Consider the following 24,371-nt stretch of genomic DNA (forward strand, 5'->3'; position numbering starts at 1 on the left):
CTAATATCCTGGATTTTGTGTATAATTTGGGTTTCCCAATTGGTTCAAAGGAATCGGGAACAACAGATTTTTCGCGTCTGATGCCGGTTTTTCTTGCCAGGCTTCCAGAAATCTGCCAAAACGGATGAGATCAGTTCTCCGATGTCCTTCCCAAAAGAATTCCCGGCCTAATTCATCCAATAATAGCTGTTCGTTCAATTCGGTAAAACTGCTGGCACCGCGCTTTGTCCGTACTTGATTGACTAAGTTAAGGGCTTCGCCGGTTTGTCCCAACCGTAATAACGCCTCGGCCTTCATTAATAAAACATCCGAATAACGGTAGAATACCCAATCATTATTTAACAAGCTCGTAGAACCGTTCGCATAGTCAATTGGATACTTAATAACACGTATACCAGCTACTTCCAAATGATTCTGATCTCTTTCTATAATGCTAACTTCTGGAGTAAAGGCTAAAGGGTTTCCTCGTCTATCGGTTAAGTTTTCACCATTTTGATTTACTTGCTGTCCCACCAAAAAGCCAACTCTTACACCACTCACATTAGTTACACCGGGATATTCACCGCCTCTCCGGACGTCACTTTCTTCAAATTTATTATAGAAGTCCGATAAAGTAGAGAAACCATTATTTCCCGGGGGATTTTGATTATAGTGTAATGTAGCTACCCACATATTCGTCATACCGGTAGCAGAACTTTCTCCACCGATATTTTCACCTGTAAAGATATTTTCGGTTGTCGATTGCCCATTATTTGGCGCGAAATTTAAATAATAATTATCAATTAAGGCGTATTCTCCACTATTGATAATCTCATCCGCCAACCGAACGACTTCCTGCATATCTTCATTGGCAAAAGTCGGCGCTTGGCGGTTCAAAAAGGCTCCCTTATTTAAATAAATTTTCATCAACAGAATTTTAGCTGCATCTTGTGAAGCACGATCAATTCTGTCCGTAGGTAAATCGTCTAACACTTCTGTCACTTCAGAAATCAGGTAGTCAATTTCTTCTTGCGCAGTTCTGACCCTCGGATTTTGCGTAACATTTTCTCCGGGGTCACGGTAAGGTACCTGTCCCCAACCATCTAAAATGGAAAATTCGGCAAAAGCCCGGAGAAATCGAGCTTGGGCTTCTTGCGAGGGAGTAGGATTATACTGCAAAATATCCGTTGCCGCATAGCTAACTCCTAGTACATCTTTAAACACACTGTGAACGCGTGTATGATCTGATTGCCATCGATGCAAATGAAGCGCTCGCCAAGCACCGTTATCGTCCCAGTCGCCGCCTCTCGTAGGAACTATAGCTTCATCGGTAGGAAATTCCTGTAGCGCCCACCAACCATACGGACCATAGTACGGATTGCGCATAGCAATATAGGCCGCATTTAACAACGCTGGTACATCATCGCTGCCAACGCCACCGGAACCTACTTGCCCATGAAGATCTTCTTCCAGTTTTGTACATCCTGTAAATGCAACTAATGCAAGTAAAAGGACCTTTATATATTTATTTCTCATGATTCTTCCGCTAAAATTTATAATGAAAAGTTGACGCCTAAATTAAATGTTCTGGCTGTTGGATAGGTCACATTATCTATGCCCGCCGAAGGCACGCTGTTTACCGATTTATTGACATTCACCTCAGGATCAAATCCTTTATATTTAGTGATCACAAATAAATTTTGCCCGTTAACAAAAATGCCTAAATTTTTAATGGAGTTACCAACATCTCCTACCCGGTAACTTAATGTAGCGTTGGCAAGTTTTAAATAGCTTCCATTTTCAATATAACGTGATGAGGCTGCAATTGGATTGGCTGGCGACTCTAATATGCTTGAATTTACTAGTTCCGAAGCAATGTTTCTAGACCCTAAATTAGATATAGGTAATACAGCATTAGCGGTATTATTATAAATATCTTGTCCGAGGGCTCCATTAAAGTTTGCAGAGAAAGAGAATTTTTTATAATCTAACGCTGTACTAATACCTAATAACACTTTTGGATTTGGATTTCCCACACGATAAAACACAAAACCGTCGTCTGTATATTGTGAAAACCCTTCTTGATCCAATCCTAAATATTCCCTTGTCACGAAGGCAAAAAGCGGATAATTATTTTGAATTACTTGCACCGTTACATCACTGAGCCCTTGTCCGCTTAAGCTACCGGTTCTAATGATTTCATTTTCTCCTAAATTGCGTACCTTATTGCTTACAAACGTTGCATTCGCCCCTAAATCCCATCGAAAATTATCATTTTCAACGATTACACCATTTAGGTTCAGTTCGATCCCTTTGTTAATTACTTCTCCCGGCAAATTTATCCAAGTAATAGATGCATCCGGTGATGCAGGATATTGTGGTGTTTGCGGAAAAAGTAAATCCGTTGTTTTCTTATTAAAATAATCCACCGTACCACTCAAGCGGCCGTTAAATAAACCAAAATCCAGCCCCACATTCATCTGTTCATCCGATTGCCAACGTAAGTCTGGATTCTCGTTATTATTTATAGGTCTGGTTTGGCCACCACCTCCATATCCGATTGAATATCTACGTTGTGATGAACCCGACGGAAACTCTTGATTACCTGTTTTACCCCAACCGGCACGTAACTTCAATTGATTCAACCAAGCAACATCCGCCATAAAGTCTTCATTTTTCAGGTTCCAAGCACCCGCGAATGAAGGAAAGGTTCCATAACGGTTATTTTCTCCAAATCGAGTAGAACCGTCAATACGAACCGTAGCAGTCAATAGATAACGATCTTTAAAATTAAAGGTAGCCCTTCCGAAATAAGATTGTAGTTGCGTAGTAGGATCGTTAAAAGAGTTCAAATTTCTATTTCCAGGTGCAGTGGCTTGCATAACATCGGTATAATCTACAGGAATATCGCCGAAACCACGTGCATTCATGTCGGTGCCCCGATTGATGAAATCCATGTATTCATAACCTATCACCGCGTTTAGATTAAGGTCGGAGGCAATTTCTCTATTAAATGAGAGTGTATGAGTCAATTGTTTAGTTATGAGCTCATTATTAGCAACACTAGCATATCCCCCAGGGAAATTATTGGCGGGCTCCGCCTGAATACTTGGAAGATTAATAAAACTCCGCGTGGATGATCGACGTTCTCCCCGGTTATAGTTAATACTCAACAACATCCGATACTCCAACCAATCGTTAAACTTATAATAAGGTGACAAGCTTGCCAATATGGTAGATACATTAGAACGATCGTTATAAGCTTCAGACATGGCTAGCGGATTAACAATATTACCACGTTCTACCAGCAAACTGCCATCCGGGTTCCGCAATGGCCGAGTTGGGTTCCAGGCTAAAGCGTGTGTTAGTAAACTACCTGACGCTCCTGCGTCTGTTGCCAGGGGTGCTATATTTTCGTTGGTCTGGCTGGCTATTAAACTCACATCCAATCCCAATTTTTTACTTTTAAGCATTTTGAAATTTCCATTAAACGAACCGCTGTATCTTTTAAATCCGGTTTTTTCGATAATACCCTGCTGATCCTGATATCCAAAAGATGCTCTGTACTTATTATCAGCGTTCCCTCCGCTTAATGAAAGGCTGTGATTTTGATTGTAAGCGGTTCGCAATATCGCATCCAAAGCATCGACATTATCGCCAAAATCACCCGTTGTTAGTCCATATTTGTTTAAAGCGTCTCGATATTGGTTGCCGTCAAGAATGTCGATTCTTCTCATAATATTACTTATCCCACCGGAAGAGTTGACATCTACCTTCAGGCCGCCCTCCTGACCACGTTTTGTTGTGATTAAAACGACACCGTAAGCAGCTCTTGAACCATAGATTGCCGTTGCGGACGCGTCTTTTAAGATTTCCATCGAGGCAATGTCCGCCGGATTAATAAAACTCAAGGGATTTCCTGCCGGGCTCGTACCTATCCCGCCACTTTGACTCGGTCTGGCTGAACGCCCGTCCAAAGCAACGCCATCCACTACGTACAGTGGTTGCCCGGTACCTGTAACAGCCGAATTACCACGAATACGTACGGTAGTAGCGCCCCCTGGTTGTCCGCTATTATTGATCATCTGCACACCGGACACCTTACCCTGAATTAATTGATCGGCTGCAACTAATGGGCCTTTGTTGAAATCCTTGGCGCCAACGGAAGCAACAGCTCCCGTTAAATCACTTCTGCGTTGGGTACCATACCCTACCACCACCACTTCATCCAAACCCTGCGCATCGGGTTGCATGGTAAAGGTCACCGTAACTGCCTGGCCTGAAACCGTGACAGATTTTTCTTGCGGCATATAGCCGACAAACGAGGCAACTAATGTGTACCTTCCATTCGGAATATTAGCCATGTTAAAATTCCCGTCGACATTCGTTCCTACGGATTTGTTTAATTCTTTTAGTTGTATAGAAGCACTTGGTAAAGGTTGGTTGTTTTCGTCTAAAACTTTTCCCGCTATACTGCCACTTTGTGCCATAGAAACGAGAGAGCTTAGCATAAAAATGAAATACGCCAGAAAACTGACAACATGATTCTTTTTCATTCGATTGGTTTTAATGGTTATAATGAAGCTTGTTGGGCCAATTTATTTGGCCATTTACATACATACATCGCTAGATAAGCTTAAGGAACGGGCGTTGGATAAAAATTCATAATTTACTTTAATTTTATTGGTGATACCTTTTGTTAAGATTGGCAATTGTCAACGTCTTTCATGACAACACACAATCTGTTTATATTGGCCTCAGGAAACACTACACGTAATGAAAACGTTCCCGATGAGTGCGGTAAAATTAAAGTTATTCTTAAGAATTACAAAAGTAATTTGCAAAATATACACGTTAGTTTGGGTATCGCACACTCCAGATCACCTCCTTTTCTTTTAAAAAACGTTGCAGGAAATGACGTTTTTAGTTACTTTTATGTCGTGACCTATTACAACCGTTCATTATATTCTATAGACTTATGAAGTTAAAAGCAGCCTTAGCTATTTTTCTATGTATCGGTTTAGCGTTCGTATTAAATAAAAAAATCGGGGATATCCCTCCTCTAGGAAAGTTTTTAAGTCCATTTGATGGCTTTTGGAAAAATGCAGAGCCCCTTTCGCAAACAGAAAATCAAAGCTTTTTTGTAAAAGGGATAAAAGACACCATCGAAATTTTTTATGACGACCAACGCATCCCCCACATTTCTGCCAGAAACGATTATGATCTCTATTTTGCGCAGGGCTACATTACTGCGAAAGACCGACTTTGGCAAATGGACTTTCAAACGCGATATGCAAGTGGTAGACTTGCGGAAGTAGTAGGTGCAAAAGCAGTTCCGTTAGATCGGTATCAACGAAGAATGGGTATGATGTTGGGTGCTGAGCGAATGCTAGCTGAAAGTATGAAAGATCCTATTAGTAAACTTATCCTTGAAGCCTATGCCGATGGTGTAAACGCTTATATCGCCGATCTCTCTCCTGCTGATTACCCTTTGGAATTCAAACTGTTAGATTATGCACCTGAACCTTGGCAACCTATAAATTCAGCCTTATTGCTGAAATTAATGTCTGCTACACTCGCCGGTAGTACCGATGAACTTCATATGACGAACATCCTGAAGACACATGGAAAAGAAATAACAGACAACTTATTTCCAAACTATCCTTTTAGAGAAGATCCGATTATCCCACAGGGAACGCCTTGGCCATTTAAGGTGGTACACGGAACAAACATTGCAAATAAAATTCAGACACCTGTAGAACAACCCAAAGAGTCACTCTCTTCAATGAAGTTTATTGATCAAAATAATTTACTGGCAGGAAACAAGGAAGAGGGTTTAGGCAGCAATAATTGGGCAATATCTTCGCAAAAAAGCAGCACGGGCTATCCAATACTGGCAAATGATCCACATCTTAGCCTTACACTTCCGAGCATTTGGTATCAGGTACAGCTTCAAAGTTCCACCAGCAACACTTGCGGTGTTTCTATCCCAGGTGCTCCTTGCGTAATTATTGGCTTCAATCAGCATATCGCCTGGGGCGTAACTAATGTCGGATCGGATGTACTAGACTGGTACCAAATTACCTTTAAAGATAAAAAAAGAGACTTCTATTTAGTTGATGATGAATGGAAGAAAACTACGAAAAGAATAGAAAAAATCAACGTAAGATCAGGTGCTACTGTATTCGATACGGTATACTACACCCATCACGGTCCTATTAGCGTCACCGAAGAACCGCTGAATAGCGATAGCAACCTAGCAAACAACATACCAACGGGTGCAGCTTTGAAATGGGTTGCCCATTTGCCCTCTAATGATTTGCGAACCTTTTATGAGTTGAATCGAGCCAAGAACTATGATGACTACAGAAAAGCACTGGTATTTTTTACTGCCCCGGCTCAGAACTTTATTTTCGCTGACAATCAGGATAACATTGCTATTACACCAAACGGCTATTTTCCATTAAAATCATTTGAACATGGAAAATTTATACTCGATGGAAAATACAGCAAGAACGATTGGTCGGACAGAATTCCTGCAGAGCAGAACCCAAGCGTTAAAAATCCATCACGCGGTTTTGTCAGTTCGGCAAATCAATCCCCGGTTGATCAAAGTTATCCTTATTATTTGAATTGGGAGTATGCGCCCTATGATCGCGGGCATCGAATAAATGAACGACTAGCAAAACTGGAACACGCAACGGCAGATTCACTTCGATTACTTCAGCTCGATAACAGAAGCATATTGGCGGACGATATCCTGGATACCTTGGTGTCTGTTACTGAAGGGGTGCAGGAATTAAATGACATTGATCGAAAAGCACTTGCCTTATTGCGAAATTGGAATCATTGTTATGAAGCAACTTCTATTGCTGCAACCATTTTTGAACAATGGTATAAAGAAATTGAAAATGCATTATGGAGCAAATGGTTTGATAAAAAATCGGCGAAAATGCGTTATCCCAATCGCGATCGTACCGTCGAGCTCCTACTCAATGAACCTAATTCAATATGGTATGGAAAGGAAAAGACGGGCACCCTAAGCCCTCGAGCTACCCTGTTCGCCAAATCACTTCACGACGCCCTACAGAACCTGGAAGAAAAATATGGTGCGCTCGATGAAACTTGGGCGTGGGGAACGGTCAATGAACGACGTGTTCTTCACTTGGCGAGTATAAAAGGATTGGCATCTTTTAAGTTTCCCGTCAATGGTTCGGGGCGTACAATAAATGCAATCAAGGAAAAGAGCGGCCCTTCCTGGAGAATGGTGGTCGAACTTGGTCATAGGCCGAAGGCTTATGGCATATTACCGGGTGGCTCGTCAGGAAATCCGGGTAGCATTTATTATGACAATCAGTTGAAAGCCTGGCTTCAGGGAGAGCTCAAAGAACTACTATTCCTGACAGGTGAAAAAAATGAGCTGCAAAACAGAATTGTAAGTAAAATTACGCTTACCAACTAAATCAGCTTCTGTCTTTCGCGAGTGAATGGCAAACTTCGTGTTTTTTAAAATACTATTATAATGAAAATGTTTATCGTACTTTGTGTAACCATCTTCACGGCTCAATTAGTATTGCCTTGGTGGATCATTATACCAATCTCTGTCATTGTATCCTATCTTTTCAACGAAAAGCCATGGAAAGCTTTCATCATTTGCTTTGCTGCAATCTATTGTGTTTGGGCTTTGTACAGCCTTTATCTAAGTTATTTAAACGGGCACATACTAGCTAACCGTATCGGCCTATTACTGGGCTTACCTGAAAGCTCTTTCAATTGGATCTGGATGACGCTGATCAGTGGTATACTAGGTGGCCTAGTAGCGGGTTTTGCCGGCTTGTCGGGACAATACATTAGAAAAGCATTTTAATATTTTCACGTATCTTTGTTTTCAGTAAATATGGTAAACATCGATAAAAGGGCAATTTTTCAAATACGCTCATCGGAACAATTTGAGCAAGTTGCATTGCAAATTTTTAAGAAGCAAGCATTGGAGAATGCGGTGTATAAGGAATACCTGCACTATCTCAACTGTAATCCTAACAATATTTCTCATACAGAAGAAATTCCATTTCTGCCTATTGAATTTTTTAAAACAAAAGAAGTCATACTGGATAATCAAATCAGTCAAGTTATTTTTTCAAGCTCGGGAACTACCGGTATGCAACCAAGCAGGCATTTGGTTAGCGACTTGAACTTGTACGAAGAGAGTTTCAGAAGAGCTTTCAGGCTTTTTTATGGCGATATAAAAAACATGGCCCTATTGGCCCTTCTTCCTTCTTATTTGGAACGCGAAGGATCTTCACTAATTTATATGGTAGATGATCTGATTAAGGATTCCAATCCACAATATAGCGGTTATTTCCTTTATGACCATCGGGCCTTATATGAACGGTTGAAGGAGCTTCAAAACCTGAAAATTCCAACCATGCTAATCGGCGTCACCTATGCTTTGCTTGATTTTGTCGAAAACTATAACATTTCTTTTAAAGAGTTGATCGTTATGGAAACCGGTGGAATGAAAGGTAAGCGGAAGGAAATGATCCGAGATGAATTGCATAATATATTGTGCACCGGTTTCGGCGTCACCGCCATACATTCCGAATATGGAATGACTGAGCTTTTGTCTCAAGCCTATTCTGAGGCAAAGGGCGTTTTCGCCTGTCCTCCTTGGATGAAAGTATTAATAAGAGATGTAAATGATCCACTTACCAAATTGCCGAAGGGATTAACGGGAGGCGTCAATATAATTGACTTGGCTAATCTTAATAGTTGCTCTTTTATTGCCACACAAGATCTCGGTCGCGTTTCAAGTAATAATCATTTTGAAATATTGGGCCGCTTCGATCAAAGTGATATCCGAGGTTGTAATCTATTGGTCCAGTAATCACTCGCTCATAGCTATTATTGTTACCGGCTGCTGAGCTACAACCGGTAACCGACATTCAAATAGGGGCTTACTGTGCAATGAGTAAAAAATAGTTCTTTTTACCTTTTTGTGCAATTATATATTTGTTATTAATCAAGTTTGAAAGGTCAATCGTTTGATCAACCGATCCAACTTTTTCCCTATTAATGGATACGCCCCCACCTTGTATCATTTTCCGAGCTTCACCTTTTGAAGGGAAAACAGATGCGTAGGTAGAGAGGAGATCGACAACATTGATTCCGTTTTTCAACTCCTCTTTTCTAATTACAGACTGTGGCACACCATCGAAGACGTCCAATACATCTGCATCGTCCATGCCACTTAGAAAGTCCAAAGAACCGCTTCCAAATAAAAACTCAGAAGTCTTTACGGCCATTTGGTAAGCAGATACCGAATGTGTTCTTATCGTAATATCCTCGGCTAGCGCCTTTTGAACAATTCGTAAATGTGGAGCAGCATCATGTTCAGCGATAATCGAATCGATTTCGGCCTTATCTTTAAGGGTAAAAATTTTGATCCAATTTTTTGCGTCTTCGTCACTTGCATTAAGCCAGAATTGATAATATTTATAGGGCGACGTTTTTTTAGGATCCAACCACACGGCACCACTTTCAGTTTTTCCAAATTTTGTGCCGTCTGTCTTCTTTATTAACTGAGTTGTTAAACCAAAGGCACTTCCTCCTTCCTGCCTTCTAATAAACTCCGAACCGGTTACGATATTACCCCATTGATCCGATCCGCCCATTTGGATCATACAACCTTTATGTTTCCATAGATAGTAAAAATCATAGCCTTGGATAAGCTGGTAAGAAAACTCCGTAAATGATAAGCCATTTTCACCTTCTAATCGCTTTTTTACTGAATCTTTTGCCATCATATAATTGACAGTGATAAGCTTTCCGACATCACGTATGAAATCTAAAAACTTAAAATCTTTGAACCAATCATAGTTATTGACCATTATGGCTCCATTGCCTTTTCCACTTCGGTTGTCAAAATCTAAGAATTTTCTCAACTGCTTTTCCAAGCATGAAACATTATGGCGAAGCGTTTCCTCGTCCAACAAGTTCCTTTCCGCCGATTTGAATGATGGATCTCCGATCATCCCGGTGGCTCCGCCCACCAAAGCGATCGGTCTATGTCCCGCTCGCTGAAAATGAATGAGTGTCATTATTTGCGTTAAGTGACCTACATGCAACGAATCGCCTGTTGGATCAAAGCCGATATAACCGGAAGTTACTCCTTTTTCTAATTGTTCTTCTGTTCCGGGCATAATGTCCTGTAGCATGCCCCTCCAACGCAGCTCGTCAACAAAATTCATCTCTGTATCTATTTATTTAACTATCTATTTTTCCCATGAAATGTGCAAACTTAGCATTATTTTTTCATCGATGTAATTTTTTCTCCATTTAATACCTGGAGTTCTTACCTCGAAAGCTCCTATTTGAAAACTGGCATAAAAAATGTATATTCACAGGAAGTTTGCACATAACAGAATTGGACAAAGATGAGGACTTTAAACTGAGTACCATGAATTTCCTATCTCATTTTTATTTTGAACGAAAAGTAAATGACCCTCATCGCGCACTTGGATCTGTGCTGCCTGATCTTTTACGAAATATGGATAGAGATATCCGTGTTTTTCCCGAGAAGAATGTTGCATTGTTTATCGATGATCAGCGTATTTCTCGGATATTGAAAGGCTGGTGCCGCCACTTGGCTACAGACCGGTTCTTCCACAACAATGTGTTTTTTTTGGAAAAAACGAGACAATTGAAAGCGCATTTGTCACCTGTTGTTGCAAATACACCCATCCGCGCTTCATTTCTTTCTCACATTGCCCTCGAGCTCCTCCTTGATCGCTTACTTCTCAAGGATAGTTGGCTACATGAAAACGACTTCTACGGGCAACTCCAAGATGTAGATCGTCAAAGCTTATCCCGTTTTTTGGAACTTTCCGGCTTACAAGATACCACACTATTCCTTACATTTTTTAATGCTTTTATCAATGATCGATATTTAGGAACCTATCGTGAGATGGCCAAAGTTACCTACGCTCTAGACCAAGTTTGTAAAAAATTTTGGCCGCAAGGCTTAAATGAAGATAAAAAACTTCAGCTGACTGATGCCTTAAATGTATATGAAAGAGAATTAGCATACAATTATAAAGTGATCTTTAACGAAATTGCCGATTATTTAAGCAAATACTACAATTAGGCTCACCAAAGAATGGATGCAGCTTTATTTGGTGTCCATAACAACGGAATAAAATATTTTTTTTATGTTTGGGCCTTAATTTTAATTGCTGTTTAACAACCAAACATCGTATGGCTCATAAACTCTTCCGCAAAAAAACCGTTGAGCAAATCCAAAAAGACACGTATCATCAAGGAAGCGGAGGATTAGCAAAAGTCCTAGGCGTAAAAGATCTAGTTTCGCTCGGTATAGCGGCTATTGTTGGGGCGGGTATCTTTAGTACAATAGGATTAGCAAGCTATAACGGTGGTCCGGCAGTTTCGCTTTTATTCGTTTTTACAGCGATAGCATGTGTATTTACTGCGCTTTCTTATGCGCAATTTGCAAGCACCGTCCCGGTTTCCGGAAGTGCCTATACTTATGCCTATGTTGCATTCGGTGAAATATTCGCATGGATAATCGGATGGGCACTTATTTTGGAATATGCAGTGTCCAACATGGTGGTTGCCATCTCGTGGTCTGAATACTTTGTAAGCATGCTAAAGGGCTTCGGCATCCGACTTCCACTGTGGCTTACAACTTCTTCCGAAGGCGCCTATGAAGCTTTCCACAAACTACAACAAGCGGGTTCCGAAGCTCTCAGTTCTTCTGAAAAAATTGCAGCAGCGGCCTATGAACAAGCTCCCCACTTAGGTAATATTGCCCTTGTTTGCAACCTTCCGGCTGGCCTTATTACGATTTTGGTGACGTGGCTGGTCTATATTGGCATTAAAGAATCAAGAACTGCAAGCAACATCATGGTCATTCTTAAAGTCAGCGTGGTGCTTTTTGTTATTATCGGGGGTGCTTTTTATGTTAAACCGGCAAACTGGAGTCCTTTCGCACCTAATGGAATTCAAGGAATTTTAAGTGGTGTTGCAGCTGTGTTCTTTGCGTTCATCGGTTTTGACTCCATTTCAACTACAGCGGAGGAATGTAAGAATCCACAACGTGACCTCCCACGTGCTATGATCTACTGCCTTTTAATCTGTACCGTTTTATATGTATTAATAACGCTTGTGCTAACAGGAATGGTGAACTATAAAGAATTGAACGTGAATGATCCCTTAGCCTTTGTATTTCAATCAACAGGATTAGATTTTATGGCAGGAGTCATCTCCATTAGCTCTGTTATAGCTATTACCAGTGCCTTATTGGTTTTTCAATTGGGTCAACCACGCATTTGGATGACGATGAGCCGAGATGGTCTATTATGGAAAAAATTTGCCAGTATTCATCCCAAGTATAAAACACCTGGCTTTGCCACCATTATTGCCGGTATCGTGGTTACGATTCCTGCGCTATTCTTTAGAATGGATTTCTTTGTAGACTTAACCAGTGTAGGTACCTTCTTTGCCTTTATATTGGTTTGTGGTGGTGTTTTATATTTAGATCATCAAGGGATCTCAAAACAATCAAAGTTCCGGGTTCCTTACGTCAACGGCAAATATATAGTCGGTTTAGCCCTCTTAATAACAGTGCTAGGTCTGTTCATTTATGGTAAAGCAACGATAAAAGAATGGGTTGATCTCTCTGCCGTGGAATTAATCGAACATAAATCGCTCACAATAATCTTCTGGCTTACTTGGGTCATACTCACTGTTCTCAGCTACAAATACAACTTCTCGACACTCCCGGTAGCCGGTATTTTGGTAAATCTTTACCTCATGACTGAACTTGGCGCAAGCAACTGGATTATATTTATTGGTTGGCTCGTTATAGGTCTTATCATCTACTTCATTTACGGCTATAGAAAGTCAAAATTGAATGTTAACCATAGGCTTTAGGCGATAAGCTTTAAGCTTTAGTTACCCTGTCGGTATGTAAGTACAACTGCCACAACCACCTAACCCACCACCATTACATTGGCTAACCGACCGTTGGGAGCCCATGAGTGCCGAAAAAACAAACATTTACGAATAATTGGCTCATCGACTAAGTAAACTACTTAACAATTTAACAACTCAACTATCACCTAACCCCGCTATTATCACATTGTCTAACCGACCGTAGGGAGCTCATGAGTGCCGAAAAAGCAAACACTTACGAATAATTGGCTAATTGGCTAATTAACTAATTGGCTAATTAACCGAACCTACTGCTTCCAATAACTTCGTTTGATGTTAATTTCTTTTGTACCCGAAATGACAAGTGGTACACGTTCAATGGTCACGAAGCTGGAATCTAAGCCGAAACCTCTTTCTTCTGATAAACTGAAATGCCTCAGCAGATTATAGGCATCCATTACGATACGTTCCATGAACCCTAGATTATTAGACCTTGAAACCACTTTTTCGAGTACCACAAATCGAAAGTCACCCACCATATTATATTTCTTCAAGGTTTTATACCTACTTGTAATCTCTACCTCCTGGTTTTTCACTAACTCTTCTACTACCTTTCGGAATAACAGGCTAATACGTTGTTCGACTCTAAATCCTAAACGAAAATCAATTCGTATCAACTTGCCCTTAACTAGGTGATCCACTTTATATTCATTTGTATAGGGTTCATCGGTCACATCAACATGAACCAGCCAGTATACATCAGCGCGTTTTGGTTTCTTCTGAAGAATAGAATAAACAATTTTCGACTCTATTTCCGATCTAAAATTGGCGCTGGTCAGGTATACAAGTTGAGAAGCATAGCGAGGCACTGTTTCATCTTCTGTCAATTCACTTAATATAGGATAATAATCCTCTATATCAACATAGCGTACAAAATTATTCTTTATCTTTCGAGCCCACCACCAACAAAGCATAACAGCAAAAAGCACACTCGCCAAAAGCAGCGTCAGCCATCCACCATGAGCAATTTTGGCGCCGTTTGCCGCTAAAAAAGCCAGTTCTATCCCCATGTAAATGATGAAAAAAAGCGCAATCAAATACCGTGGTGTATGCTTTTTGAAAAGATACGCTACCATTAAGACAGTTGTTGCTAGAAAGGTGGTATTGATGGCTAATCCGTAGGCCGCTTCCATATTGCGCGACTCTTTGAATATTAAAATTACGACCATACAGCCGATCCATAAAAGTAAATTTACAGATGGCACGTACAACTGGCCTTTTTGATTACTTGGATAGTTAATTTTCACTTTCGGCCAGATATTAAGTCGCACCGCCTCAGCAATCAGGGTAAACGATCCCGATATCATAGCTTGCGATGCGATAATAGCTGCTATCGTTGCAATGGTAATGCCAATCGTCAAAAACCACTCCGGCATCAAGAGGTAGAAAGGATTCTGATCGTTTAGATAGGCACCTTGATGCTGTGCTAACCAAATGCCTTGACCAAAATAATTCATTAACAGGCAGGTTTTTACGTAAATCCAGCTTATTCTAACATTCGCGCGCCCACAATGGCCCAAATCTGAATAAAGTGCTTCAGCACCTGTAGTACACAAGAATACCGCTCCTAAAATCAACCATGCATTCGGATAATTAATTAGAAGTTTAATGGCATAATACGGGTTGATAGCTGCAATAATTTCGGGCATATCAACCAAGTAACGTAAGCCTAAAACCCCCATCATCGTAAACCAAACAAACATCAGCGGACCAAACACTCTTCCCACCACCGATGTTCCAAATCGTTGAATAACAAATAAAACAGAAATGATGCCGATCACAATGGGAACAGTGGGCAAATCTTTGTTATAGATTTTCAACCCTTCAATTGCGGAAGATACGGTGATTGGTGGCGTAATCATCCCGTCAGCAAGCATAGCGGCAGCTCCAACCATGGCCGGAAATATTAACCACTTAGCTCTCCGTTTGACTAGCGAGAATAGAGACAGAATCCCACCCTCTCCCTTATTATCGGCCTTTAACGTGATGATAACGTATTTTATGGTAGTTTGTAAAGTCAAAGTCCAAAAAATACAGGATAATCCCCCATAAATCAACTCAGATGTGATAACATCGTCACCTATAATGGCTTTGAATACATATAAAGGAGAGGTTCCTATGTCGCCGTATATCACCCCCAAACTAACCAATAAACCCGCAGCGCTTAACTTGTGTAAATCTTTTGATTTTTCCACTGATTAATTTTTCTAATTTACGAGGCAAATGTAGCTAATATATTGATATTTGAAAGCATGTCTCATTTCCAATCAATTCAAAAACAGAGCAAACGAAAAAAGTTGTTAAAAATTGTTAAAAACTATCTTTTTTTTGCTTTGTTCTAAAAATTGAAATATATTTATTGTATTTTTGTAGTCAAGCTAACTGGTGAAGTGTTTCCCTTTGTGACGATCCACTTCTCTTTTTTTGCAATAACTATTTGAAGCGACACCTATGGCATATAAATACTTTTCTATTCTATATCTTTTTATTTTAAGTGTAGTCTTTACGCTAGCAAAAATAGACACGCATGCAGCGGCTTCTCTCAGTCTAGAAATGGATTCCGCATCGAGAAAGCAGCAAACACCCATGCAGAAGAGTCGAATTTCCGATCACAAAGCCTATAAGGTCAGCGATCTGCACTTTGGATTCAAACCCTTTTCTCCCTTAATGGGGGCACAAAAGATGGAGGGGACCGAAAATGAAAAGCTGCTCAGTAATGTGAAGGTTTTTCCAAACCAAATTTCAGATCAACTGAGTTTGTCCTTTAAACTAAACAAAGATAGTAATGTGTCCATCAAAGTGATGGATGCGTTGGGAAATGAAGTAACTACTTTGCTTTCACAACGTCTGTCTGCGGGAGAACAAAGCAACACTTTTAACTTGGGTAGTAAGCTTAACCAGGGATTTTACTTTATCCGTGTTGTTGCCGGTACAGAAACTATTGTTAAGCGAATTGAAGTGCTCTAGATAAAAACTAATTACTTTTCTGATTCGAAACCATCCGCTCCAATTGGAAACGGATGGTTTTTTTATTTAAATTAACAATCAAAAAATTCGTTGCAATTTTTTTTTGTAGTAGGTTTGGGGGTATATTTACAGAAACCTGCCTGCGGTAAGCAGGCAAGCTTCATTGCCACTTTAAAACAAATTATTAAATGAAAATTATAGCAATCGGTAGAAACTATGTAGCCCATGCCCACGAATTAAACAATCCTGTACCGGAAAAGCCTGTAATTTTTTTGAAACCGGATACAGCAATACTTAAAGACAATAAAGATTTTTATCTACCTGATTTTTCAAAGGAAGTCCATCACGAAATTGAGATAGTGATCCGAATTTGCAAAGAGGGAAAGCATGTTCAGCGAAAATTTGCTGATACCTATTATGATTCCATCGGTTTGGGAATCGATTTTACAGCACGCGATCTTCAAGCAGAACATAAACAAAAAGGTCTACCCTGGGAACTGGCAAAAGCCTTTGATCAATCGGCGCCCGTTAGTACTTTGATTCCAAAAAACACTTTTGCAGATATCTATAACATTAATTTTTGTTTAAAGAAAAACGGAGAAGAAGTTCAGATAGGGAATACAAACAATTTGATCTTTTCTTTTGAGAGCATTATATCCTTTGTAAGCGAATACATTACACTCCGTAAGGGCGATCTAATCTTTACAGGAACACCTGCCGGCGTAGGCCCTGTGGCTATCGGCGATCATTTGGAAGGTTATATTGAAGACCAAAAGCTACTTGATTTCAATATAAAGTAAATTGCGGATGAAACTTCTCTATATTACCGCGCTATTTCTCCATTTCATGCTTCCAGTAGAAGCTCAAGATTCGCGCGTTCAGCAAAAACAATACCCGCAGAACTATTTTCGTCCTCCGCTAGACCTAGCGCCGCAGGCAGCCGGAAGCTTTGGTGAATTGAGGTCAAACCATTTTCATTCTGGAACAGACTATAGGACGAATCAGCGAGAGGGTTATCCGATTTACGCCGTAGCTGATGGCTTTATTTCTCGTGCCCGCGTCCAAATAGGCGGTGGCGGAAATGCGCTTTATATAGATCATCCAAATGGTTATACCAGCGTTTATATGCATCTACAACAATTCAATGCAAAAATCGCCACACTTGTAAAAGATAAGCAATACAATGAAAAAAGATTTGATGTAGATTTTCCGTTGACTGCCACGATGATTCCGGTGAAGAAGGGAGACATCATCGCATTCTCGGGGAATACCGGTGGGTCCGCAGGACCCCATTTGCATTTTGAACTTAGAGATACTAAGACCGAGCATACCATTAACGCTCAACTTTTTGGACTGACAATTCCCGACAGGGTCCCCCCTACTATTAGCGCTTTAACGGTATATCGATTCGGAAGCGATACATACGACGAAAACACAGAAAGAGAACACTTTCAGGTTTCGGGGACCGGTGGTGAATATAAAATCACCCCGACAAAAACGATCATCATCAACGGACCAACCGCTTTTGGAATTGTAGCTTCCGACCTCAATTCTGCATCGGCCAATCGAAACGGCGTATACTCCATTGAACTTTTCTTGGATGGAAAGAACATTTATACAGCGGCCTGGGAAAGCTTTTCTTTTGACAATAGTCGAGCCATTAATGCACATATTGATTATGCGTCTTATATATTACATAAAAGAAGAATACAAAAGAGCTTCGTGGAACAAGGGAACAAACTAGAAATTTACCACAATCTTCATAATCGGGGTATCATCCATATTAAAGATCAACAGAGTCATCGGCTTCTTTATAAAGTAAAAGATATAATGGGCAATGTGAGTACTTTATCATTCGAAGTCAGAAACGATCCTCAGTATACGATAGCAAAAAAGAATCACGAAGGAACGACTTTCTTTTATTATGGGCAAGATAACCAATTTGAAAATGACGCGATAAAGATTAGCTTGCCTAAAGGCAGCCTATACAGCGATTTATATTTTAGATACGATCAAGGCACGCGTCCAAAAGGTGCTTATTCGCATCTACAGCACATCCATAACCGCATGGTTCCGGTGCATCAGGGATATAGCTTGGCAATTAATGCGCAGGACGTGCCCCGCAACTTGCAATCCAAAGCTCTTATTGTAAATGCGCAAGGCGATTCGCAAGGAGGCATTTATAAAGATGGTTTTGTTATGACGACTGCAAGAACCCTGGGAAGTTTTTATATCACCGTTGATACCGTCGCTCCCATTATCCGTTCGCTTAATCTCTCTGCAAACAAAAATATGAGTGCCTACAGTCGGATTAACTTCAAAATATCCGATAATTTGTCAGGAATTCAGTCATTTGAGGGCTACATAGATGATCAATGGATATTAATGGAATATGATCCCAAAAGTGCATCTCTCCGACATACCTTTGACGACAACCTCCCTAAAGGAAGGCATCGGTTCAAATTGCGTGTAAAAGACTGGAAAGACAACGAAAAAGTATTTGAGGCGGATTTTGTGAAATAAGCTGTCAGCCATTGGCTATTAGTCATTAGCTAACGGCTAAAATCTAATAACTAAAAAAATGAAAGAACTAAAAGAAGGTGATAAAGCACCGGCGATTAAGGCCAAAAATCAAAAAGGTGAAACCGTAGAACTGAAAGACTATTTAGGTAAAAAAGTGATTTTATACTTTTACCCGAAAGATAATACACCGGGCTGCACCACCGAAGCCTGTAACTTTAGAGATAATTATCAGTCTCTCCTTCAAGATGGATATGAGGTATTAGGAGTGAGTATTGACAGTGAACAATCGCATCAAAAGTTTATCAGCAAGTATGAACTCCCTTTCAACTTATTGGCTGATGAGGATAAAAAGATAGTTGAGGACTACGGTGTTTGGGTGGAGAAAAATATGTATGGTAGAAAATACATGGGAACAGCCAGAACTACCTTTGTGATCAATGAAAAGGGAATCATTGAACATATCATCAGAAAGGTCGATAATAAAAATGCTTCCCGCCAGATACGGGATTTGGTAAAATAGACCATTTATTTAAAAGACCAACCAATATAAGTGTCAAATTAACAACTATTAATTAACGGCTAATAACTAAAAATATTTATCTTAGCATCTTAATATCGTTTAACACAAATTATAATGAGTGCAGACATAGCAAAACTTGAAAACATAGCAAAGCAAGTACGTCGAGATATCGTACGCATGGTACATGGTTGCCAGTCCGGCCATCCGGGAGGATCACTGGGATGTGCAGACTTTTTCGTAGCTCTCTATTTCCATCAAATGGAACACAATCCCACGTTCAACTTGGATGGTATTGGAGAAGACATTTTCTTTTTGTCCAATGGACATATATCTCCCGTATTTTACAGCACCTTGGCACGTGCCGGATACTTCGACAAAAGTGAACTAGCAACTTTTAGAAAGATTGATTCCAGGCTGCAAGGGCATCCAACAACACATGAACATTTGCCGGGTGTGCGTGTTGCTTCTGGCTCTCTTGGTCAAGGACTTTCCGTGGCAATCGGAGCTTCCCGTGCGAAAAAATTAAATGCGGATGATAAATTGGTTTATGTTTTAATGGGCGATGGTGAATTGCAAGAAGGCCAAGTATGGGAAGCTGCCATGTATGCACCACATAATAAAGTGGATAACCTTATCGCAACGATTGATTTAAACGGTCAACAAATCGATGGCCCAACCGAACGTGTACTTTCTTTAGGTAATTTAAAAGCCAAATGGGAGGCTTTCGGATGGGATGTTTTGGAGGCAAAAGGTAACGATATGGCGCAGCTCATCGAAACCTTAACGGAAGCGAAAAGCCGTACCGGAAAAGGAAAACCGGTTATGATTCTTATGCATACCGAAATGGGATATGGCGTTGATTTTATGATGGGATCTCATAAATGGCATGGTGTAGCACCCAATGATGAACAGCTAGCTACAGCACTAGCACAGCTTGAAGAAACTTTAGGAGATTATTAATTGACCTGACTTGGTCATACACTATTCAATATTACGAAATGAAGAAATATACATATACGGACAAGAAAGACACGCGTTCGGGCTTTGGAGCTGGTTTACATGAAGTAGGCAAAAAAAACAGTAATGTCGTTGCACTGTGTGCCGATTTAGTTGGATCATTAAAAATGGATGCATTCATCAAAGATTTTCCGGAAAGATTCTTCCAGATAGGAATTGCTGAAGCTAATATGATGGGAATTGCTTCCGGTTTAACCATTGGCGGAAAAATCCCCTACACCGGAACCTTCGCAAACTTCTCCACGGGAAGAGTTTATGATCAAATCCGCCAGTCTATCGCTTACTCCGGAAAAAATGTTAAAATATGTGCCTCACATGCCGGTCTAACATTAGGCGAAGATGGCGCTACCCATCAGATATTGGAAGATATCGGTTTAATGAAAATGTTGCCCGGTATGACGGTGATTAATCCTTGCGATTATAACCAGACAAAAGCCGCAGCGATCGCGATCGCCGACTACGATGGTCCTGTTTATCTTCGTTTCGGCCGCCCTGTCGTACCAATCTTTACCGACCCGGATCAAAAATTTGAAATCGGCAAAGCTTGGATGGTAAACGAGGGTTCCGATGTTACGATTATTGCAACCGGTCACTTAGTTTGGGAAGCTATTCAAGCAGGAGAACAGCTTGCTGCATTGGGAATAGACGCTGAAATTATAAATATTCATACCATTAAACCTTTGGACGAAGAAGCAATCTTAAAGTCTGTGGCTAAAACCGGCTGTGTGGTGACAGCAGAAGAGCACAACCGTCTTGGCGGCTTAGGTGATAGCGTATCCCAAGTGTTGGTTAAAAACCATCCAGCTCCCCAAGAATATGTTGCTGTTAACGACAGCTTCGGAGAAAGTGGCACACCTGCACAATTAATGGAGAAATACGGACTAAATGCTGCGAGTATTGTTAGCGCCGCTCAGAAAGTTATCAAAAGAAAATAAATGGTTTAGGTTAGCAACGGAAGGTAACAGGTTTCCTTCCGTTGTTATCAACCATCAAGCTCTCTAATGGAAGATTCAATAATAATTGAAAAATTCTCTAACGAAAGAACTCGAAATGAGGCTTTTAATTTATTGCTAAAAAAATACCAGCAGCGGATTTACTGGCATGTCCGTAGACTGGTAGTAGATCACGATGACGCGGATGATTTGGTGCAGGATATTTTTGTAAAAGTTTGGAAAAATCTGGAGAACTTTAGAGCCGATGCGCAGCTATACACATGGCTTTATCGTATCGCAACCAATGAGTGTATTACATTTTTAAATAAAAAGAAGCAGTATCAAAGTATATCCTTAGATGATGATTCTGCTTCCTATTTGTCGGACACCCTCACTACCTCAAGTTACTTCAACGGAAACCAAGCTCAACTAAAATTACAGCAAGCTTTATTAACCTTACCGGAGAAACAGCGACTGGTTTTTAATATGAAATATTTCGATGATCTAAAATATGACGAAATTTCTGAAATCCTGGGAACAAGTGTTGGTGCGCTAAAAGCATCCTATCATTTAGCCGTAAAAAAAATTGAACAATTTTTTAGTGATAACGATTAAACCTTTTAGCGTAATCTATATCTAAGAGTTACTATGAGCACTATGGACAATGAACGTAATTATCAAGATGATTTAGCTGGCATACAAGGGGTGCCGCCTAATCCAAAGGATACGCCATTTATTGTGCCTACGGATTACTTTGATCGATTGGAAGCTAACATCATGCAACGTGTCTCCATCATTTCCGATATGGAGAAAAGCTTCACTTTACCAAAGGGGTATTTTGAATCACTTAGTGACCATATCATTGCCAAAATAGAAAAGGAAGACAACCTGACACTGGCAAATTCTACGTTTGAAGATACTGAATATCACCCTTTCATCGAAAAACTAAGGGAAAAAGTTACGACCTCGGGTTTTGTCACACCGCAAAATTATTTTGATCAATTAGATAAAAAAATCAATCAAGCGATAGTTTCCACAGCTAAAAACGAAAAGACAAGGGAGATTGCATTTCCAATAAGAAGGAAAAATCGGAATCTAACCTGGATCGGCTATGCGGCAGCGGCTTGCATAGCAATCGGCTTAGGTGTTTACGGTTTCTTTCAGTATCAATCCAACAATTTTGAACGTACTTTGAAAAGCATTCCCGATAATGAAATTGTGAACTATCTGGAGTATTATAGTGAACCGGGAGACGCTGCTTTTCTTGAAGCTCAATTTGATGGTGTCATTCAAATGGATAAACCCAAATTTTCAGAAGAAGATATAGAAGCCTATTTGGATTACAGTATCTAACTTGAAATGAAGAAATTACTTTTTACATATATACTGTTGGTTGCTTCTATCTTCACGCTGAAGGCTCAAGATAGAGATCAGCAGAATCGATTTAAGCAGATTGAAGCTGCCAAGATAGCTTACATAACCAAAGAACTTTCCTTAAGTCCGGCTGATGCTGAACGTTTTTTCCCCTTATATAATCAATACCAGCGGGAAATGCGGGCACTGATTCATCAACGGCGAACTAAAACTGGAAAAAAGAGAAGTGAATTAGACTATGACTCGGAGGTCTTAGCTTTGAAGATGCGTTATCGTGACGCTTTTATTCCTATAATAAATGCACAACGAACCGCTAAATTCTTTGAAGCGGAGCGAGAATTTAGGGAGCAACTATTGCAGGAGTTGAAAGACCGGCGAAACGAGTAAAAGATCTTTATCGCCCGTACCTCTATACTATTTTAAATCTGTACCTTCGACGCACAGAGTGAATTGAAAGGATTTCTATGTTAAGTAATCGCCAACTTTTTTTATTGAATACCGCACAAACGTCTACAAGCCCACGATTAATAGAAATTGAAAAAGCAGAAGGGCTTTACCTTTATGGGCCCGACGGCCAAAAGTATATGGATCTAGTATCAGGCTTCGCTGTTAGTAATATCGGACATCGGCATCCTCGAGTTTTAACGGCTATTCGCGATCAACTGGAAAAATATCTCCACGTTACCGTATATGGCGAATTTATTCAAGCACCTCAGGTGGCCTTGGCTACTAAGTTGTTAGAGCAACTCCCTTCTACCCTGAACAACATCTATTTCGTAAATTCGGGCGCCGAAGCAACTGAAGGAGCGATGAAAATAGCTAAAAAATACACCGGACGCTCCGCGTTTATTGCTGCGAAGAAGGCCTATCATGGAAGTACGCAAGGTGCTCTCAGTTTAATGGGAGATGAAAAATATAAAATACCATATGAGCCTTTGCTTCCTAATATAACTTATATCAACTATAACGAACTCAACGATCTCTCAAAAATCACCACAGATACCGCTGGCGTAGTGCTTGAGGCCGTACAGGGAGAGGCTGGCATCCGTGTGCCGGATATAAATTATATGCAACAGCTACGTAAACGTTGCAATGAGACGGGAGCTCTTCTTATACTAGATGAAATACAGACAGGGCTGGGACGAACTGGAAAACTTTTCGCTTTTGAGCATTATGGTATTGTCCCGGATATATTATTAACTGCAAAAGGCTTAGGTGGAGGTATGCCTATAGGGGCATTTATTGCTAGAAGAGAAATAATGGATGTTATTAAAGAAAATCCGATCTTAGGTCATATTACCACCTTCGGCGGACATCCTGTATCGTGTGCTGCAGCGCTGGCGTCCTTAACGGTTATTTTGGAAGAGAAATTAATGGATACTGTTCCACAGAAACATGAAATATTCAAAGCTCATTTGAAGCACCCACTCATAAAAGAAGTAAGAGGCATTGGCCTCATGATGTGCATTCAGCTAACGTCTTTTCAGCAAGTCGAAGCTGTTAGTAAATACTGTGCAGAAAATGGCGTCATGATCGATTGGTTTTTACATCACGAAACGGCTTTGCGCGTTTCTCCGCCATTAATTATTAAAGAGGAAGAAATAATAGCAGCTTGTACGGTTATTAAACAGGGTTTGGATCGTTTATCAGCATAGCTATTAGGCTTTAGCCATTAGCTAATTTGCTAACAGCTAATACCTAACAGCGAAAACCTAAGCTAACTGTGCTTCTAACTTACTAGCCAAAACCGACTTAGGCACGGCACCGATTTGTTTGTCCACAATCTCACCGTTTTTAAAGAACAATAAAGCCGGGATATTTCTAATTCCGTATTTAGTAGAAATTTCGGCGTTGTGATCCACGTTCACTTTTCCTACAACAACTTTACCGTCGTAATCTTTTGCTAATTCTTCAACAACAGGTCCTACCATACGGCATGGTCCGCACCACTCTGCCCAAAAATCCACCAACACGGGTTTGTCTGATTTCAAAACAACTTCATCAAAGTTGCTATCTGTGATTTCTAATGCCATTATCTTTTTATTTTATAT

At 40.3% G+C, this 24,371-nt stretch carries 20 protein-coding genes; 15 read left to right on the forward strand and 5 right to left on the reverse strand.

Translation table 11 applies throughout. The annotated features are described in order from the left end of the window. Positions 1–1,515: a RagB/SusD family nutrient uptake outer membrane protein gene (locus ACH11B_RS20760; protein ID WP_130855833.1), complete on the reverse strand. Its 1,515-nt coding sequence runs from the start codon at positions 1,513–1,515 to the stop codon at positions 1–3. Between the two features lie 17 nt (positions 1,516–1,532). Then, positions 1,533–4,535 (reverse strand): TonB-dependent receptor, encoded by a 3,003-nt coding sequence (locus ACH11B_RS20765; protein ID WP_013667153.1) that lies wholly within the window; start codon positions 4,533–4,535, stop codon positions 1,533–1,535. Between the two features lie 422 nt (positions 4,536–4,957). Between ACH11B_RS20765 and ACH11B_RS20770 the strand changes: the two genes are divergently transcribed. The 3 genes from ACH11B_RS20770 to ACH11B_RS20780 are packed head-to-tail and all read left to right on the forward strand — an operon-like array spanning position 4,958 to position 8,863. After that, positions 4,958–7,441 carry a penicillin acylase family protein gene (locus ACH11B_RS20770; protein WP_377608780.1) on the forward strand — a complete coding sequence of 828 codons (2,484 nt, stop codon included), beginning with the start codon at positions 4,958–4,960 and terminating at the stop codon, positions 7,439–7,441. 60 nt (positions 7,442–7,501) lie between these two features. Further along, on the forward strand, positions 7,502–7,846 hold the full coding sequence (locus tag ACH11B_RS20775) for a hypothetical protein (protein ID WP_377608778.1): 345 nt from the start codon (positions 7,502–7,504) through the stop codon (positions 7,844–7,846). 30 nt (positions 7,847–7,876) lie between these two features. Then, a complete protein-coding gene (locus ACH11B_RS20780; RefSeq protein WP_377608776.1) occupies positions 7,877–8,863 on the forward strand; it encodes an acyl transferase in 987 nt (328 codons plus the stop codon). Between the two features lie 70 nt (positions 8,864–8,933). On the opposite strand, the gene tyrS is transcribed toward ACH11B_RS20780, so the two are convergent. After that, entirely contained in the window at positions 8,934–10,226 is a 1,293-nt protein-coding gene (gene tyrS, locus ACH11B_RS20785; protein WP_377608774.1) for a tyrosine--tRNA ligase, read from the reverse strand. A gap of 209 nt (positions 10,227–10,435) precedes the next feature. Here tyrS and ACH11B_RS20790 point away from each other — a divergent pair, with 209 nt between their 5' ends. Then, positions 10,436–11,122 carry a hypothetical protein gene (locus ACH11B_RS20790; RefSeq protein ID WP_377608771.1) on the forward strand — a complete coding sequence of 229 codons (687 nt, stop codon included), beginning with the start codon at positions 10,436–10,438 and terminating at the stop codon, positions 11,120–11,122. A 110-nt stretch (positions 11,123–11,232) separates the two neighbouring features. Then, positions 11,233–12,927, forward strand: coding sequence for an amino acid permease (locus ACH11B_RS20795; RefSeq protein ID WP_377608769.1), 1,695 nt, complete (start codon positions 11,233–11,235; stop codon positions 12,925–12,927). Positions 12,928–13,235: 308 nt separating this feature from the next. On the opposite strand, the gene ACH11B_RS20800 is transcribed toward ACH11B_RS20795, so the two are convergent. Next, positions 13,236–15,182 carry a KUP/HAK/KT family potassium transporter gene (locus ACH11B_RS20800; RefSeq protein WP_130855827.1) on the reverse strand — a complete coding sequence of 649 codons (1,947 nt, stop codon included), beginning with the start codon at positions 15,180–15,182 and terminating at the stop codon, positions 13,236–13,238. A gap of 256 nt (positions 15,183–15,438) precedes the next feature. Between ACH11B_RS20800 and ACH11B_RS20805 the strand changes: the two genes are divergently transcribed. The 10 genes from ACH11B_RS20805 to ACH11B_RS20850 all read left to right on the forward strand — a co-directional run bounded on the left by ACH11B_RS20805 (position 15,439) and on the right by ACH11B_RS20850 (position 23,975). Beyond that, positions 15,439–15,954 carry a T9SS type A sorting domain-containing protein gene (locus ACH11B_RS20805; protein ID WP_130855826.1) on the forward strand — a complete coding sequence of 172 codons (516 nt, stop codon included), beginning with the start codon at positions 15,439–15,441 and terminating at the stop codon, positions 15,952–15,954. A gap of 188 nt (positions 15,955–16,142) precedes the next feature. Next, positions 16,143–16,754, forward strand: coding sequence for a fumarylacetoacetate hydrolase family protein (locus tag ACH11B_RS20810; RefSeq protein WP_130855825.1), 612 nt, complete (start codon positions 16,143–16,145; stop codon positions 16,752–16,754). Positions 16,755–16,761: 7 nt separating this feature from the next. Then, on the forward strand, positions 16,762–18,477 hold the full coding sequence (locus ACH11B_RS20815; RefSeq protein WP_377608767.1) for a M23 family metallopeptidase: 1,716 nt from the start codon (positions 16,762–16,764) through the stop codon (positions 18,475–18,477). 58 nt (positions 18,478–18,535) lie between these two features. Beyond that, entirely contained in the window at positions 18,536–18,997 is a 462-nt protein-coding gene (gene bcp, locus ACH11B_RS20820) for a thioredoxin-dependent thiol peroxidase (protein WP_013667165.1), read from the forward strand. 114 nt (positions 18,998–19,111) lie between these two features. Continuing rightward, positions 19,112–19,957 carry a transketolase gene (locus ACH11B_RS20825; RefSeq protein ID WP_013667166.1) on the forward strand — a complete coding sequence of 282 codons (846 nt, stop codon included), beginning with the start codon at positions 19,112–19,114 and terminating at the stop codon, positions 19,955–19,957. 38 nt (positions 19,958–19,995) lie between these two features. After that, positions 19,996–20,949: a transketolase family protein gene (locus ACH11B_RS20830; protein ID WP_377608765.1), complete on the forward strand. Its 954-nt coding sequence runs from the start codon at positions 19,996–19,998 to the stop codon at positions 20,947–20,949. 66 nt (positions 20,950–21,015) lie between these two features. Then, complete coding sequence (locus ACH11B_RS20835; protein WP_013667168.1) at positions 21,016–21,561, forward strand: RNA polymerase sigma factor; 546 nt, start codon at positions 21,016–21,018, stop codon at positions 21,559–21,561. 42 nt (positions 21,562–21,603) lie between these two features. Beyond that, a complete protein-coding gene (locus tag ACH11B_RS20840) occupies positions 21,604–22,299 on the forward strand; it encodes a hypothetical protein (RefSeq protein ID WP_377608763.1) in 696 nt (231 codons plus the stop codon). Between the two features lie 6 nt (positions 22,300–22,305). Beyond that, on the forward strand, positions 22,306–22,707 hold the full coding sequence (locus tag ACH11B_RS20845) for a hypothetical protein (RefSeq protein WP_013667170.1): 402 nt from the start codon (positions 22,306–22,308) through the stop codon (positions 22,705–22,707). A gap of 77 nt (positions 22,708–22,784) precedes the next feature. Continuing rightward, positions 22,785–23,975 (forward strand): aspartate aminotransferase family protein, encoded by a 1,191-nt coding sequence (locus tag ACH11B_RS20850; RefSeq protein ID WP_013667171.1) that lies wholly within the window; start codon positions 22,785–22,787, stop codon positions 23,973–23,975. A gap of 57 nt (positions 23,976–24,032) precedes the next feature. Here ACH11B_RS20850 and trxA read toward each other — a convergent pair whose 3' ends face one another. Beyond that, positions 24,033–24,353, reverse strand: a complete 321-nt coding sequence (gene trxA / locus ACH11B_RS20855; protein WP_013667172.1) for a thioredoxin — start codon at positions 24,351–24,353, stop codon at positions 24,033–24,035. Between the last annotated feature and the right edge of the window lie 18 nt (positions 24,354–24,371).

Origin of the sequence: Olivibacter sp. EAT-5 (assembly GCF_044784325.1) — a bacterium.
Taxonomy (GTDB): Bacteria; Bacteroidota; Bacteroidia; order Sphingobacteriales; family Sphingobacteriaceae; genus Olivibacter; species Olivibacter oleidegradans.